Below are 14,571 nucleotides of genomic sequence, written 5' to 3' on the forward strand. Positions count from 1 at the left end.
GGCCGCCCGGGGTGCCCTAGAACGAGCACTCCGCGCCCGCCGCCGTCTCGTCGCGGGTGACTTCGCCGATCTGGAAAGCGAAGGGCGCCTCGGAGGCGAAGGTAAGGGTGCCGCCGGTCTCGCCAAGGCACTTCGCGCTCAGCACCATCTCGCGCCAGCCCTTGCCCTCGGCCACCGAAAGACCCTGGGTGATGTCGAGCGCGCGCGAGCCCCCCGCCGTGACGGTGACCGGAGCGGCGGGGCGCGCCGCGACCAGATAGGTGATCCGGAAAGCCGCGCCGCTGGCGGGGCCCTTCAACGTCAGCTTCGCACCCGGCCCGAAGGCGATGCGGCGCGCATCCTCCTGCGCGCGGCGGTCGACGCCGGTGACGACGATCCCGTTGCCGCTGCCGCGCAAATCTGGGAGCAGCGCATTGTCGGCGGTCGCCTGCACCTGCGTGCCGAGCTTGCCGCTGGCAAACCATGTTGCTCCTGCATCATGGCTGAGCGCCGCACAGGTCTCGTCGAACGGCACCGGCGCGATGCGCGGGACGGCAAAGCCGAGGCCGTAGCCGAGCGGGAACAGCGCTCCCTCGGGCCCGTTGAGGGGCGCGCCGTCGCACCGCGCAGGCCAGCTGAACGAGAGACGCCCGGTCGGCTGGGCCTTGCCGAACAGCACGTCGGCCACCCCCGCCCCTTCGCTGCCCGGGAGCCAGGCAGCAATGAAGGCGTCGGCCGCGTTAAGCTCGCGGTTGACCCACAGGGGGCGGCCCGAGAGGAACACCGCGACTGTGGGAATGCCGCGCGCCTTGTAGGCCTTGAGGAGCGCAAGCCCCTCCTCGTCGCGGAAGGCCAGGTCCTTGCGGTCGCCGACGAATTCGGCATAGGGCTGCTCGCCGAAGACGACGATGGCGATGTCGGGTTTGGCCGCAGGGTCGCCCTTGACCGCCAGACGCGCCTCGCCGCCGCTGGCGCGGGCGGCCTCGGCGATGCCCGCATAGATCGAGGTCGCACCGGGGAAATCGGCTGCGGTGAGATCGCCGCCGCCCTGCCAGGTGACCGACCAGCCGCCGGCCTGCTGCGGCACGTTGTCGGCCGCCGAACCCGCCACCTCGATCCGCGCGCCCGGCTTCAGCGGGAGGATGCCCGCATTCTTGAGGATCACCTGCGACTTGGCGACAGCTTCACGTGCAAGCGCGCGGTGCCCGGGCGAGCCGAGCAGGTCCCATTTGCCGCCATTGGGACGCGCCGAGGGCTTCACCTCGCCATCCAGAATGCCGAGCTTCTGCTTCATGCGCAGGACACGCAACACGGCTTCATCGAGCCGCGCCATCGGGATCGTGCCGTTCTTCACCTGCGCCACAAGGCTCGCGTGGAGCGCCTTCCAGTCTTCGGGGACCATGTAGATATCAAGCCCCGCCAGCAGCGCCTGCGGGCAATCGGAATTGGTGCAGCCCTTGATCTGGCCATGGCCGTTCCAGTCGCCCACCACGACCCCACCAAAGCCGAGTCGACCGCGCAACGCGTCGGTCAGCAGCGGCTTGTTGCCATGCATTTTGGTGCCATTGATCGAGTTGAAGCTCGCCATCACGCTGGCGACGCCGGCATCGATCGCCGCCGGATAAGGCGCTGCGTGGATTTCCATCAGCGCGGCAAGGTCGCCATTGACATCGCCCTGGTCGACGCCCTGGGATGTGCCGCCATCGCCGAAGTAGTGCTTGGCCGTCGCCGCGACCTTGCCCGCGCCAAGAAGGCCGGGCTCGCCCGGGCGGCCCTGCAAGCCCTCGATCATCGCCGCGCCAAGCTTGGTAACAAGCGCCGGATCTTCGGAATAGCTCTCGTAGGTGCGGCCCCAGCGATCGTCGCGGGCGACGGCGACGGTGGGCGCGAAGGTCCAGTCGAGACCGGTCACCTCGATTTCGGTCGCGGTGGCCGCGCCGATGCGGCGAACGAGGTCGGCATCACCCGTCGCCCCTAAGGCGATGTTGTGCGGAAAGACGGTCGCCCCCGGCACGTTGGCGTGGCCATGGACGGCATCGGTCGCCCAGATCGCGGGCACCGCCGGCTCGCCATCGGCAAGCGTTGCGCTCGAGGCTTCCCAGAAGGCATCGGCCAGCTTCAGCCAGTCGGCGGCAGGCGCCTTGTCATTGCCGAACGGGCCCGAGTTGCCGCCGTTGAGGATCGTGCCGAAGCGGTATTGGCGCACGTCTTCAGGGGTGATCGAGCCGATATCGGGCTGGATGATCTGCGCGACCTTGCGCTCCAGGCTCATCCGCGCGAGCAGGTCCTCGGGGCTGCCCGCCGCCGGGGCGGGCGCGGGCGCAGTTGCGATCGGCGCACTGGCCGAGCGGATCTGTTCGGGGCCGTGACAGCCCGCCAGCAGAGCGATCAGCGCCGCCCCGCAAAGTCGCTGCCCGATCGTGCCAATCGCCATGTCGCCAGACCCTCCCAGATCCGCTGCTTATTTTTGAGAACGTTATCAAACTATGCCGCCGCCCACACGCTTTGGCAAGGCCGAAGCGCGCACTTCAGGCCCGGCGCAACGCACCGGCGAGCAGCACGGCGCTGGCCAAGGCAAGACCTGCGAAAAGCAGGAACAATGCGCCATATCCGAACTGCGGAACCAGCATGACCGTCAGCCACGGCATCACCATCCCGGGCACGGTGTTGGTGAGATTGAACACGCCAAGATCACGTCCGCGGTGCTGCGGCGCGGGGAGCACGCGCAGGGTTTGGCCGGCATGCAGCGCGAGAAAAACGGCAGCCGCAAGCCCGAACAGCACATAGCCCGCAATCGCCCATGCGAGCGACTGCGCGGCAGCCATGACCACCATGCCGCAGGCACACAGCAGCGCTGTGGCCACCAGCGGCACAACGGGCCGCGCATGGCGGTCCGACCAGCGTCCAAGCAGCAACGACACGGGCACAGCGCCAACCAGCACGAGGCTGAAGATGTTGGCCGCGCCGTTCTCGGGATAGCCCGGCGCAATCGAGCGCAGCCAGTAGAGGAGGAAGGCAAACATGCCGCCTTCGGCCACCTGCACCAGCAGCCGCGCCGCCCACATCCGCAGCACCACCCGTTCCCGGACCGGAACCCCAGCGCGCGTGGCAGAGGCTGGCGCTGGCGCCGGGGCGACGAGCGCAGGCTGCACCCGGCCCGTGCCCAGCACGACCGCGGGCAGGACCAGCGCGCTCACCAGCACCGCTACCAGCGCCAGACGCGCCGACGGCGCAACCAGGCCCGCCCAGGTCACCAGCGAACCCGCCAGCGCACCGAGCGCCGGCGACAGCGCCAACGCTCCACCCAGCATGCCCTTTTGCTCGTCAGGGAAACAGTCGCCCGCCCACGCCATCAGCGGAGAGAGCATGAGGTTGAGCGCAACCTGCCAGACCATCACCAGCACCACGATCTCGGCGAGGCTCGCGGCTGTTCCCAGCCACAGGAGCAGCGCGTTGGACAGCGCCAGCCCGGCGATCACGAAAGGCCTGCGCACCTTTGCGCGGTCGCTCAGCATGCCGACGCCGATATTGGCGATGCTCGCCATCACCGCGCCAAGGAAGCTCACCTGTGCCAGCGCCGCGACATCCTCGCCGCCCTGCAACTCGGCAATGCGCTGGGGCAGCAGGACAGTCAGCAGCGGCACATAGGCAACCGCACCGCCCGCCGCGGCCAGCGCAAAGAGGGCGAGGAACCAGAGCGGCTGGCGCCCGGGCGGCGGAGCGGGCGCGGCGCTCAACCGCGGTCCGGCGCAGGGGCTGTCGAGGAGCGCTCGACCAGTGCGGCGGCAACTTCGATCACCTCGCCATCCTCGGCTCCGGGGGCGCGGGCGATCAGATGCTCGATCGCACGCGCGACGGTCTCGGCAATCGGCTGGTCGACCGCGGTCAGCGGCGGCTGGGTGAAGCGCACGATCGGCGTGTTGTCGAAGGAAACCAGCGACAGGTCGCGCGGCACATCGAGGCCGCGTTCGCGCGCGACTTCGAGCGCGGCCAGCGCCATCTGGTCGGAGGAGGCGATGATCGCGGTGAGATCCGGGTTGCGCTCAAGCAGCGTGCGCGCCGCACGGATGCCGCTGTCGAATCCGAAATCGCCGACTTCAAGCAGGCCCTCGTCCGGCAAGCCAGCCTCGGCAAGCGCGCGGCGCCAGCCTGCGATGCGCCAGCCCGAAAGGCTGTATTGCGATGGGCCCGCGATCATCGCGATGCGCTTGTGGCCGAGTTGCACCAGCCGGGTGGTGGCAAGATGCGCCGCGCCCGCATCGCCCATCGTCAGCCGGATCCCTGCCCCGGGCGCATCCGATCCGATGCGCGCAAAGGGAATCGCGCGCTCGGCCAGCAATGCGGTGATGAGGCGGTTTTCGGAGTGCGGCGGGGTCAGGATCACGCCGTCGGGCTGGAGCGCCGACAGCGCGGCGCCCAATTCGCGCTCGACGTGGTCGGAATGTGTATCCACCAGTTCGACCATCATCCTATAGCCGTGCTTCGAGCAGGTCAGGATCCCGCCCAGCAGCATCTGGTCGACCCAGTCCGTGCCGCGCCGCTCGCGCCAGTCGGCAAGCGTGCGTTCGCGGTCGTTGATGGCCAGGATGATGTAGGAACGCGATCCGCTCATGCGCTGGGCGGCAAGGCTGGGAACATAGCCGAGCCGGTCGATCGCGGCCTGGACCTTGTCGCGCAATTGCGGGCGCACGTTGGGGCCGCCATTGACGACGCGGCTCACCGTCTGGAGCGAGACACCCGCATCCTCGGCGACGTCCCTGATCGTGACTGTCTTGCGCACCCGCGCCATGGCCCGCCCGTTCTTGTCCCGATTACCGCCTGCCTACCTGATGCAGGCCCGCCCCGTTGTCGGGTCGCTGGCGCAGCGGTAGACCCTTATCCAATCGATTGCGAATTGCGCGGGAAAGCTGCCTTTCGCAACCCCCTTGGCGTTGTTTTCTTCCGACAGGCGCCCGCCCACGGCAAGGTTTGCCATGATGTAGAAGGGCTGGTCGAACGGCGCGGCAGGGTTCCCGCGGGCCGAGGGCGCTGCCGTGCTCCACTGATCGGCGGTAACGGCAAGATGCACGCGGTCATCGACGAGGAAGCGGATCACCCCTTCGCCCCATTCGACCGCATAGACGTGGAAATCGTCCGAAGGCAGCGCGAGGCCCGGCAAGGCGTTGCGGTGGTCGACATAGCGGTTTTGCGGCGCGAAATCGCCGAAGTGCAGCGCACTGATCGTGCGGTTCTCGCCCATGCCGCCCGCGCAATCCTTGCACCTTGCGCCGATATTGACCGCCTCGAGGATGTCGATCTCGCCCGATCGCGGCCAGGGACCGTAGACGGGATTGTCGGGCATCATCCAGATCGCAGGCCAGGTGCCCTGCCCCGCCGGCACCTTTGCGCGCGCCTCGATCCGGCCATAGCGCCAGGCGTGCAGACCAATGGTGCGGACCTTGCCCGAGGTGTGCGACTGGACCTGCGTGGGGTTGTTCCAGTCGGCGATCTCGGGCGGGCGCGCGGGGCCGGCGAAGCGTTCCTTGCGCGCCTTGAGCAGCAGCATTCCGCCCTCGACTGCGATATTCTCGGGCCGGTCGGTGTAGCACTGGCGTTCGTTGTTGCCGCCGCCCCAGCAGGATCGCTCGGGCGTCCACTTGCTCCGGTCGAGCGCAGTGCCGTCGAACTCGTCGGCCCAGACCAGTTCCCACCCCGCACCTTCGAGCGCGGCGAGAGGCTGGTCGGCGGGGGCCGAGGATGCCCCCGAAACCAGCAGGGCCGCTGTCAGCGTGCCCGCCTTCAGCAGCCCTGCAATCGTCATGGCCTCGTCCCGGTCAGAAGTCGAAACGGGCAAGGAAGGTGAAGCGGCGGTCGTTGCGGAATGCCGAGCGCTGCACCCGTGTGCCGTCGAAGTCGATCACCTGACTGGTGCGGAACACTTCGTCGAGCAGGTTCACGCCCTGCACGCCCAGCTTCAACCCGTCGGCGACGGTGACGAAGATCGAGGCGTCAAGCTGCCCGGTCTCCTCGCCCCAGATCGGCGAGAAGGGGAAGATGTCGTCGCGCGGCGTGATCAGGAAGGCCGAGCGCCAGTTGTAGGCAGCGCGCATCGACAGCCAGTCCTTGTCGTAGAACAGGACCGCGTTGACGGTGTGCTTGGAAATCCCGGCGAGCGGCTGCAACCCTGCAAAATCGCTCTGGTTGTTGGCGAGGTTGGTGTTCCGGAAATCGCCGCCGTCGACATAGGTATAGGTCAGCACGCTGCCCAGCCCGCTCAGCAGCCCCGGCAGGAAGTCGTAGGTCTGCTGGTAGGCCAGCTCGACCCCCTTGAGGGTGCCGTTCTGGCGGTTGTCCGGCCCGTTGACCTCGACATCCAGATCGAGCCCGCTGGGCGACACGAAGTTGACGACGTCCACCCCGCTGTTGACGATCCCCTTGATGTCCTTGGCAAAGCCCGACAGCGTCAGCGAGCCGACACGGTCGAAATACCATTCGACCGAGAGGTCGTAGTTCCAGCTTTCGATCGGACGCAGGTTGCGGTTGCCGGTAAAGATCTGGAACAGCGGCCCGGTCTCGAGCGTGCCCTGCGCGCGCAGGTCGGCGGTGTTGTCGCCGATGCCGCCGCCCGAACGGAACGCGGCAAGATCGGGGCGCGAGATGCCCTTCGACACGGCCGCGCGGAACAGGAGGCCATTGCCGGTGTCGAGCAGCGCGTTGAAGCTCGGCAGCCAGTTGTCGAAGGTCACCGCACGGTCATCGAGCACGATCTCGCCGGTGTGTGCGGCGGCGAATTCGGCGAGGCGCGTCTGCGAGAGGCTACAGAACGCCGGACGCTGGTCGGCAGGCAGCTGCTGCGCGCGGGCGCAGGCCGCGGTCACTTCGGACAGCTCCGCCCGCCCGTTGCCGTTGCCGCCCGACTGCACGTTGTCGAAGAAGAACGGGTTGGGGAAGCCGATCAGGCCCGCCGCCACCACTTCGGTCTCGACATAGCGAACGCCGATGTTGCCCGTGACCTTCCAGCCGTTATCGAAGTCCGTGCCGTAATCGACGCGGACATAGCCCGACTTGGTGGTTTCCGAGACGTCGTTGATCTCGTTCTCGCAGAACGGATCGCAGGCGCTGGTCTGGCCGGTCACGGCATTGGTGAAGCTGCGGTTGCGCACCCCGAAGAAGGGATTCGGGGTCTGCGAGAAAGTGTTGATCTCGCGCGCCTGGCTGGCCGAATCGCCGGAGAGGTATTCGGCAAGGAAGCTGTCCGCGCCGAAGAAGTGGGCCCCGCCCGGCAGCGGCGAAGTGCCGCCGCGCTGGAAGTTGTTGTCGAAGGGCGAACGCAGGTTGGCGTAGTTCGGGAAATCGTCGACAAAGGCGCCGCCGCCGATCGCGAATTCCTGGCCCGGAAGCCCCGTGAAGAAGCGCCCCGGCTGGAAGCCGCCGGTTGCAGCGCAGCCGGGCCCGGCGTTCCACGGCGCACAGCCCGCACGGCCCGCCCAGGGTGCCGACAGGTTGCCCCAGGTGCTGAAGTTGGTGTCACGCGTGGTCTGTCCGCGATCCGACCAGCGCGCGCCAAACTTGACCTGCTTGAAGAAGCCGTCTTCCGAGATGTCGTATTCGAGATCGGCGCGCAGCGTATCGAGCTCGCCCTCGTTGCGGGCAATGCTGTCGAGCAGGAACCAGTAATAGGTGTTGCGCCCCGAGGTGAAGTAATCCGCCGGCGCGCCCGGAGGCGCGAGGAACTGCACCTGCGGCACCTTGCCGGTGAGATCGAGATCGATATTCGCCCAGGTCGACATCACACCGATGATCGAATCCTGCGCAAGATCGGACTGGATGTGCTGCGCCTCGAAGTTGAGGCGCAGACGGTCGGTGATGTTCCAGTCCACGTCGAACGAGACGTCCTCGGTCGAAGAGCGGGTCTCGCGCTCGAAGCGGAGCAGTTCGAGCGGAATGCCGCCGCGGCCGAAGGGGTTGGCATAGGCATCCCCGATACGCTGACTGAGCACGCCTTTCTGGAAGAACCCGTTGCTGTCGAACTGCCAGGTGCTGCCGGCTGCGGGGACCGGAAACAGCCCATCGTCATTGACCAGCGCGAGCGCGGCGTTTTCCTTCGTGAAGAACGTCGTGTCGGCGCGCAGCCACTCGAAGGTCATCAGCAGGTCGCGGTTCGGACTTTCGTACTGGACGACGGCCGAGAAGGCCTCGCGGTCACGCTCGAGATCGGTGGTGCGCACGCCTGCGCCCTTGGGCACGACCAGCGCGCCGGCGGGCGGGAAATTGTCGGCGTTGAAGTTCTGGGTGCCACCGATCCCGCCGCTGCCGACCGGACGGACACGGAAGCACGATCCGGTGAGGCTGGCCGGGCGGTAGCAGGGGTCGGCCACCTGCGAGGCGTCGGTACGGCTGATCAGCTCCGAGCGGGCATAGCCAATCTGGACGCCGAGCGTGCCGGCATCGGTCTCGAGGGTGTTCGACACCAGCACCGAACCGCCGGGCGACCACTCTTCGGCCAGATCGCCGACATTGGTTTCAAGCGTGCCCGAAATGTGGAAACCGCGCCGGTCAAGCGGCTTGCGGGTGACAAGGTTGACGGTCCCCGCGATCCCGCCTTCGACCATGTCGGCGGTGAGATTCTTGTAGACCAGCACCGAGCCCAGCAGTTCGGGCGAGACTTCGTTGAAGCTCAGCACCGTGCCGCCGTTGGCCGAGAAGATGTCACGCCCGTTCAGTTCTGAACGCACGAAATTGAGGCCGCGGATGATGACGCCGGTGCCTTCGACCGAGAAGCGGTCAGGGTCCGACGGCTTTTCGAAGCGACCGATATTGACGCCCGGGACGCGCTGCAGCGCTTCGGCGACCGAGCGGTCGGGCAGCGCGCCGATGTCTTCGGCGGTGATCGCGTCGACCACGGTGTCGGCATTGCGCTTGATGCTCTGCGCGGATTGCAGCGAGGCGCGGTAGCCGGTGACGATGATGTCGGCTTCGGGCTCTTCGGCGGGCGCGGCGGCGTCGGGTTCCTCGCCGCTCGCGGCGGCGTCCTGCGCCAGCGCGGGGCTGGCCGCGGCAATCGCCAGTGCAGAGGCGGTGCCGAGGGCAAGGAGGCGCCGACGCGGCGCGAGCTTGGCGGTGTTCATGTTGTGTGTCTCTCCCCATTCCGCGCGCCAGGTTCGTGCCTGACACTGCGGGCTGCGGGACAGTTGTAACCGATCTTGAGAGCGTTCTCAAGACTTGTAATCTGCGGTTCATATTGCATTCTGGCAACACTTGTCGCGGTGGCAGTCCCCCCGCGCAAACGGCCCGTAGAGGCCCGGTTGGGATCGAGGAAAACGTGGTGATTGAACGGATTATCATTGTCGGCGGGGGCACCGCAGGGTGGATGGCGGCGGCGGCCCTGTCGCGCATCCGCAAGGGGCGACCTGTGGAAATCACGCTGATCGAATCCGAGAGCATCGGCACGGTCGGGGTCGGCGAGGCGACGATTCCGCCCTTCGTCGGCTTCAACCAGCTGCTCGGCATCGACGAGCGCGAGATGCTCAGCGAAGTCGGGGGCACCTTCAAGCTCGGCATCCAGTTCGAAAACTGGGGCAGGCTGGGCGACAGCTATATCCACCCGTTCGGCGCCTATGGCTACACGATGGGCGGGATCAGCTTCCATCATGTCTGGCACCGGATGCAGGGCGCAGGCGACAAGCGGCCGATCCAGGTCTTCAACCTCGAGACGATGGCCGCCTATTTCGGCAAGTTCGCCCGCACCGAGGATTTCAGCCGCGACGATCTGCCGCCGGTCAACTATGCCTATCACCTGGATGCGGGGCGCTATGCCGCTTACCTGCGCAAATTCGCCGAGAGCCGCGGCGTGGTGCGTCAGGAAGGCAAGATCGCCGACGTCCAGCTCGATTGCGAGAGCGGCTTTGTCACCGGCGTCAGCCTCGAGGATGGCCGCGCCTTCAAGGGTGACCTGTTCATCGATTGCTCGGGCTTCCGCGGCCTGTTGATCGAACAGGCGCTTAAGACCGGCTACGACGACTGGAGCCACTACCTGCCCTGCAACCGCGCCGTTGCCCTCCCCTGCCAGCGCGAGGACGGCAGCCCGGCCCCGCCCTTCACCCGCGCCACCGCCCACGCCGCGGGCTGGCAATGGCAGGTCCCGCTCCAGCACAGGAACGGCAACGGCCATGTCTATTGTTCGGCCTATATTGAGGACCAGGCGGCGCTCGACATCCTGCTCGGCAATATCGCGGGCAAGCCCCAGGCCGAGCCCAACTGGCTGCGCTTCGTCACCGGGCGCCGCAAGAAGTTCTGGAACAAGAACGTCGTCGCGCTGGGCCTTGCGGCGGGCTTTATGGAACCGCTCGAATCCACCTCGATCCACCTCATCAACACCGGGATCGACAAGCTGATCTCGCTCCTGTCGCTGGACGGCATAACCCAGGTGCAGGAGGACACCTTCAACCGCCTCACGGGCCGCGAATACCTGCGCATTCGCGATTTCCTGATCCTTCACTACAACGCCACGACACGCACCGACACCGACTTCTGGAACTACGTGCGCACCATGCCCGTGCCCGACACGCTCACCGAGAAAGTCGAGCTGTTCCGTGCCAACGGCCAGATCTTCCGCGAGGAGGACGAGCTGTTCACCGAGACCAGCTGGGCGGCGGTGATGATGGGTCAGGGCATCAGCATGGGGGGCCACAACGCGATGGCCGATGCGCTCGATCCGGTGAAGACCGCGACCGAGGTCAACGAGATGGAGCAATCGATCCGCTACCTCGTCCAGCATATGCCCGGCCATGGCGATTACCTTGCCCGGTATTGCCCCGCGCCGATGGCGGCGTGAACGGGGCCAATTCTTGACATTCGGGGGCGGCGCTAGGAAGTAGCGGCCGTCACCCATCGCTTGCCCGAGGCCCGCTCCCCCCATGACCGACGCACCTCAAGGCTGGACCGCGCTGGTGCTGGCGGGACAGCGTCCGGGCATCGATCCCATGGCTGCCCATTTCGGCGCCGAGATGAAGGCGCTGGTCCCGGTCGCGGGCGAGCTGATGCTGAACCGCGTGCTGGAAGCGCTGCTCGATGCGCCCGGGATCGCGCGGATCGTGGTGCTCGCCCAGAACACCCTGCAACTGCGCGCCCACCGCGATCTGGCCTGGGCGGTGGAAGAGCCGCGCATCGCATTCCGCGTCTCGGGACCCACGATCAGCGGATCGGTGCGGGGCGCTCTCGAGGATCCGGCGATCGGCTTGCCGCTGCTCGTCACCACCGCCGACAACGTGATGCTGACCCCGGCCACCATCGCCGAATTCGTTGCAGGCGCCGGGGCCGGAGACGTTTCGGTCGCCTTCGTCGAACGCAGCAATCTCGAGCGTGCGGTCGGCCCCAACAGGCGCACCTGGCTCGCCTTCAAGGGCGGCGCCTTTACCGGCGCGAACCTGTTTGCGCTGACAGGCCCGGGCGCGGTCAATGCCCTCAAGTTCTGGGAAAAGGTCGAGGCCGATCGCAAGTCTGTGCTCCGTCTCGCCGCCCATTTCGGCCCGGTGCTGATGGCGCGCCTGCTGCTGCGCCAGATGACCCTGCGCGATGCGCTCGCGGCGGCCGGCGCGCGGCTGGGCGCGAGCGCTGTGCCGGTGATCCTGTCGGACGGGCGCATGGGCGTCGATGTCGACAAGCCCGAAGACCATGCGCTTGCCGAACGCCTGTTGGGGGCGGCGCGCGGATGAAGCGCATCTGCTTCCTGTTCAACCACGACCAGACCCACCAGCTTGCCCACTCGCTCCCCATCGCGCTGGCTCTGGCGGCGCGCGGCGAGCACCGCATCACCCTCGCCTTCGCGCGCGAGGCGATCCGCCGCGAGATCGAGCGGCAGGCCGATCCGGCGCTGCTCGCCAGGGTCGAGCTGGTGCACCTGACCCTCAGGAGCGGCACGTCGCAGGCGCTGGCCGGCGCCCTCGAACGGCTCGTCCCGGCGACCAAGTTGCTCATCTACCGCGATAACCTCGCATTCTTCGCCAACTTCGATGCGGTGGTGGTCTCGGAAAAGACCTCGCTGCTGCTGAAGACCCGTTACGGGCTCGACACGGTGAAGCTCATCCACACACGCCACGGCGCAGGCGACCGGGCGATCGGCTTCAATCCGGAAAGCGCGAAGTTCGATCTGGTGCTGGTCTCGGGCCCCAAGATCCGCGACCGGCTGATCGCCGAGGCCGGCCTGCGCGCGGATCAGATCGCGCTGGTCGGCTATCCCAAGTTCGATCTGTGCGCGCACAACCGCTTTGCAGACAGCTTCCCCGCCCCCGAACGGCCCACCGTGATTTACAACCCCCACCCCTCGCCCAAGCTGTCGAGCTGGTTCAGGCACGGCGCGCAGGTGCTGGAAGCCTTCCGCAACCAGGATCGCTACAATCTGATCTTCGCGCCGCACGTGATGCTGTTCGAACGCAAATGGGTGGTGACGGTCGATCCGCCGAGCCTCGCGCGCGTCACGCCCCCCGGCCCCGAATTCGCGCGCCAGCCCCGCATCCACATCGACACCGGCAGCAGCGCGAGCAGCGACATGAGCTACACCAACAGCGCGGACATCTACCTCGGCGATGTCAGCAGCCAGATCTACGAATTCCTGCGCGAGCCCCGGCCGTGCCTGTTCCTCAACAGTCACCTCGTGAACTGGCGCGGTGATGCCAATTACCTGCACTGGCAGGCAGGGCCGGTGCTGGAAAGCGCCGGGAACCTGCTCGACAAAATCGATGCTGCCATCGCATCGCATCCCGACTATGCACCCCGCCAACAGGCGCTGATCGATGCGACCTTCTCGCTCTCGGCCCGCCCCTCGGCCGAGCGCGCGGCCGATGCGATCACCGCATTTATCGAAAGGACCCCGCTTGGCTAGTCTTGCAGCATTCTGGCGCTACGGCGTGGCCAAGACGTTGCGCAAGTGGAAGGCAGCCGTGCTCTCGCCGCTGATGGCGTGCGCCGATGGCCCGGTGCGCTCGGCCTATGGCGTGCTGATGGTGCCCAACTGGCAGGACACCACCTTCCGCTATTGCATCTTCGGCACCTATGGCCGCGATCTGGCCGACCTGCTGCTGGGCCAGCGGCAAGATTTCGTCTTCGTCGACATCGGCTCCAATCAGGGGCTCTATTCGCTGATCGCGGCGCAGAACCCCGCGTGCAGGCAGGTGATCGCCTTCGAGCCGGTGCCGACCACCCATGCGCGCCTTGCCGCCAATGTCGCGCTGAACGGCGGCGCGGCGCGGACCGTACTGCACCTGCTTGCCATCGCCGACAGCGCGGGGGAGGTGACGATCAATGTCGCGCCCGATCACACCGGCACGGCAACGCTCGCCGGACGCGAGGGCGGCGTGGGCGTGGGCGGCATCACGATCGAGACGATCGATGCCCCGCTGCTCGATCCGCTGCTGGCGGGCGACTTGCCGATGTTCGTCAAGATCGACGTCGAGGGACTGGAGGCGGTCGTGATTTCCGAACTCGCCAAGACGCAGAGATTTGCCCGCGTTGAGGCGATCTTCTACGAAGTCGATGACCGCTGGGCGAGCGCGGGCGAGATCGAGGCGCTGTTGCGCGCCGCGGGCTTCACCCGCTTTGCCAAATACGGACGCGGCCACCACTACGACGTGCTGGCGCGCCGCTCCTGAAGCACCTGATCGGCGAGCGCGCGGCCCGATAGCCACGCGCCTTCGACGCGGGGGCTGCGAAGCCAGTCTCCGGCGATTCCGATCTGCAATCCGGCATCGAAGAGCGGGCCCTCGCCCTTGCGGGCTTCGGGCTGGGCGTAGAGCCAGCGATGGGCGTCGAGGTGTTGCGGCACGGCGAGCGCGGTGCCTGTGACAGCGAAGAAATCGGCCAGCAGGAGGCGCGCGGCCTCGTCCTTGGGCAGATCGATCAGTTCGCGGCTGCGCGCGGGGCTTGCATGGATCACCCAGGTCTCGCCGCCGCAGCGCCCCGGCTTTGCGGAGTTGCGCGCAGCCCAGCTGACGGGGCCGTTGTCCGCGCGGAAGGTATCCGCAAGGGGCAGGCCTTGCGCAAAGCCCGCCATCACCGCCCAGCACGGCGCCGAGGTGACGGCGGCGGCGCGCGCGGCGAAGCCGGGCGCTGGTTCGGCAAGCAGCACGGCGGCCTGTTCGGCAGGTACGGCGACGAGCACGGTGGCGGCCCGGAACACCACCTCGCCCGCCTCCACCCGCCAGAGCGCGCCGTCGCGGCCAAGCCGCTCGGCGCGCACATTCCAGCGCACGTCGAGGCCTTCGGCCATCGCGCGGATCGGCGCGTTCATGCCGGGGGTGCCGACCCAGGCGTCGGCGCCCGCAGCCGGCCAGCGCGCGGCGACGCCTGCCGTCTCCCAATCTGCGACCGCATCGCGAAAGGCGGGATCGCGCGCGGTGAAATATTGCGCGCCGTGATCGAAGCTCGCTGGCTCGCCGCCGATCTCGGCCCGCCGCGCCGCCATCCGCCCGCCCGGCCCGCGCCCCTTGTCGAGCACGGTCACGCCCGCGCCAGCGCCCGCCAGAGCGGTCGCTGCCGAAAGCCCCGCCATGCCGCCGCCGATGATGAGAATATCGTTCTGTCCGTCCATCCCGCGCCAACGCCCCAGAACGCCGGAGG

10 protein-coding genes are annotated in these 14,571 nt (G+C 67.6%); 4 read left to right on the forward strand and 6 right to left on the reverse strand.

From position 1 onward, the window contains the following. Window positions 1-16: 16 nt before the first annotated feature. From D620_RS0110030 to D620_RS0110050, 5 genes are all read right to left on the reverse strand, one after another. The gene (locus D620_RS0110030) at window positions 17-2,413 is read right to left on the reverse strand and encodes a glycoside hydrolase family 3 protein (RefSeq protein ID WP_017665670.1); all 2,397 of its coding nucleotides are present in this window, start codon (window positions 2,411-2,413) and stop codon (window positions 17-19) included. A 94-nt stretch (window positions 2,414-2,507) separates the two neighbouring features. Further along, entirely contained in the window at window positions 2,508-3,716 is a 1,209-nt protein-coding gene (locus D620_RS0110035) for an MFS transporter (RefSeq protein ID WP_017665671.1), read from the reverse strand. Beyond that, on the reverse strand, window positions 3,713-4,768 hold the full coding sequence (locus D620_RS0110040; protein WP_017665672.1) for a LacI family DNA-binding transcriptional regulator: 1,056 nt from the start codon (window positions 4,766-4,768) through the stop codon (window positions 3,713-3,715). Before D620_RS0110040 ends, D620_RS0110035 begins: the two co-directional genes overlap by 4 nt. A 33-nt stretch (window positions 4,769-4,801) precedes the next feature. Continuing rightward, complete coding sequence (locus D620_RS0110045; protein ID WP_017665673.1) at window positions 4,802-5,779, reverse strand: glycoside hydrolase family 16 protein; 978 nt, start codon at window positions 5,777-5,779, stop codon at window positions 4,802-4,804. Window positions 5,780-5,792: 13 nt separating this feature from the next. Beyond that, window positions 5,793-9,086: a TonB-dependent receptor gene (locus tag D620_RS0110050; protein WP_017665674.1), complete on the reverse strand. Its 3,294-nt coding sequence runs from the start codon at window positions 9,084-9,086 to the stop codon at window positions 5,793-5,795. A 197-nt stretch (window positions 9,087-9,283) separates the two neighbouring features. Between D620_RS0110050 and D620_RS0110055 the strand changes: the two genes are divergently transcribed. The 4 genes from D620_RS0110055 (at window position 9,284) to D620_RS15155 (ending at window position 13,604) form a co-directional block, all read left to right on the forward strand. Beyond that, window positions 9,284-10,792 carry a tryptophan halogenase family protein gene (locus tag D620_RS0110055; RefSeq protein ID WP_324603066.1) on the forward strand — a complete coding sequence of 503 codons (1,509 nt, stop codon included), beginning with the start codon at window positions 9,284-9,286 and terminating at the stop codon, window positions 10,790-10,792. A gap of 82 nt (window positions 10,793-10,874) precedes the next feature. Continuing rightward, window positions 10,875-11,672, forward strand: a complete 798-nt coding sequence (locus D620_RS0110060) for an NTP transferase domain-containing protein (RefSeq protein ID WP_017665676.1) — start codon at window positions 10,875-10,877, stop codon at window positions 11,670-11,672. Then, entirely contained in the window at window positions 11,669-12,838 is a 1,170-nt protein-coding gene (locus tag D620_RS0110065) for a hypothetical protein (RefSeq protein ID WP_017665677.1), read from the forward strand. Before D620_RS0110060 ends, D620_RS0110065 begins: the two co-directional genes overlap by 4 nt. After that, window positions 12,831-13,604, forward strand: a complete 774-nt coding sequence (locus D620_RS15155; RefSeq protein WP_196795272.1) for an FkbM family methyltransferase — start codon at window positions 12,831-12,833, stop codon at window positions 13,602-13,604. The genes D620_RS0110065 and D620_RS15155 overlap by 8 nt, the downstream gene beginning before the upstream one ends. On the opposite strand, the gene D620_RS0110075 is transcribed toward D620_RS15155, so the two are convergent. After that, window positions 13,577-14,542, reverse strand: coding sequence for an NAD(P)/FAD-dependent oxidoreductase (locus D620_RS0110075; RefSeq protein ID WP_017665679.1), 966 nt, complete (start codon window positions 14,540-14,542; stop codon window positions 13,577-13,579). The genes D620_RS15155 and D620_RS0110075 overlap by 28 nt on opposite strands. Between the last annotated feature and the right edge of the window lie 29 nt (window positions 14,543-14,571).

Source organism: Porphyrobacter sp. AAP82 (genome assembly GCF_000331285.1).
Classification (GTDB): Bacteria; Pseudomonadota; Alphaproteobacteria; order Sphingomonadales; family Sphingomonadaceae; genus Erythrobacter.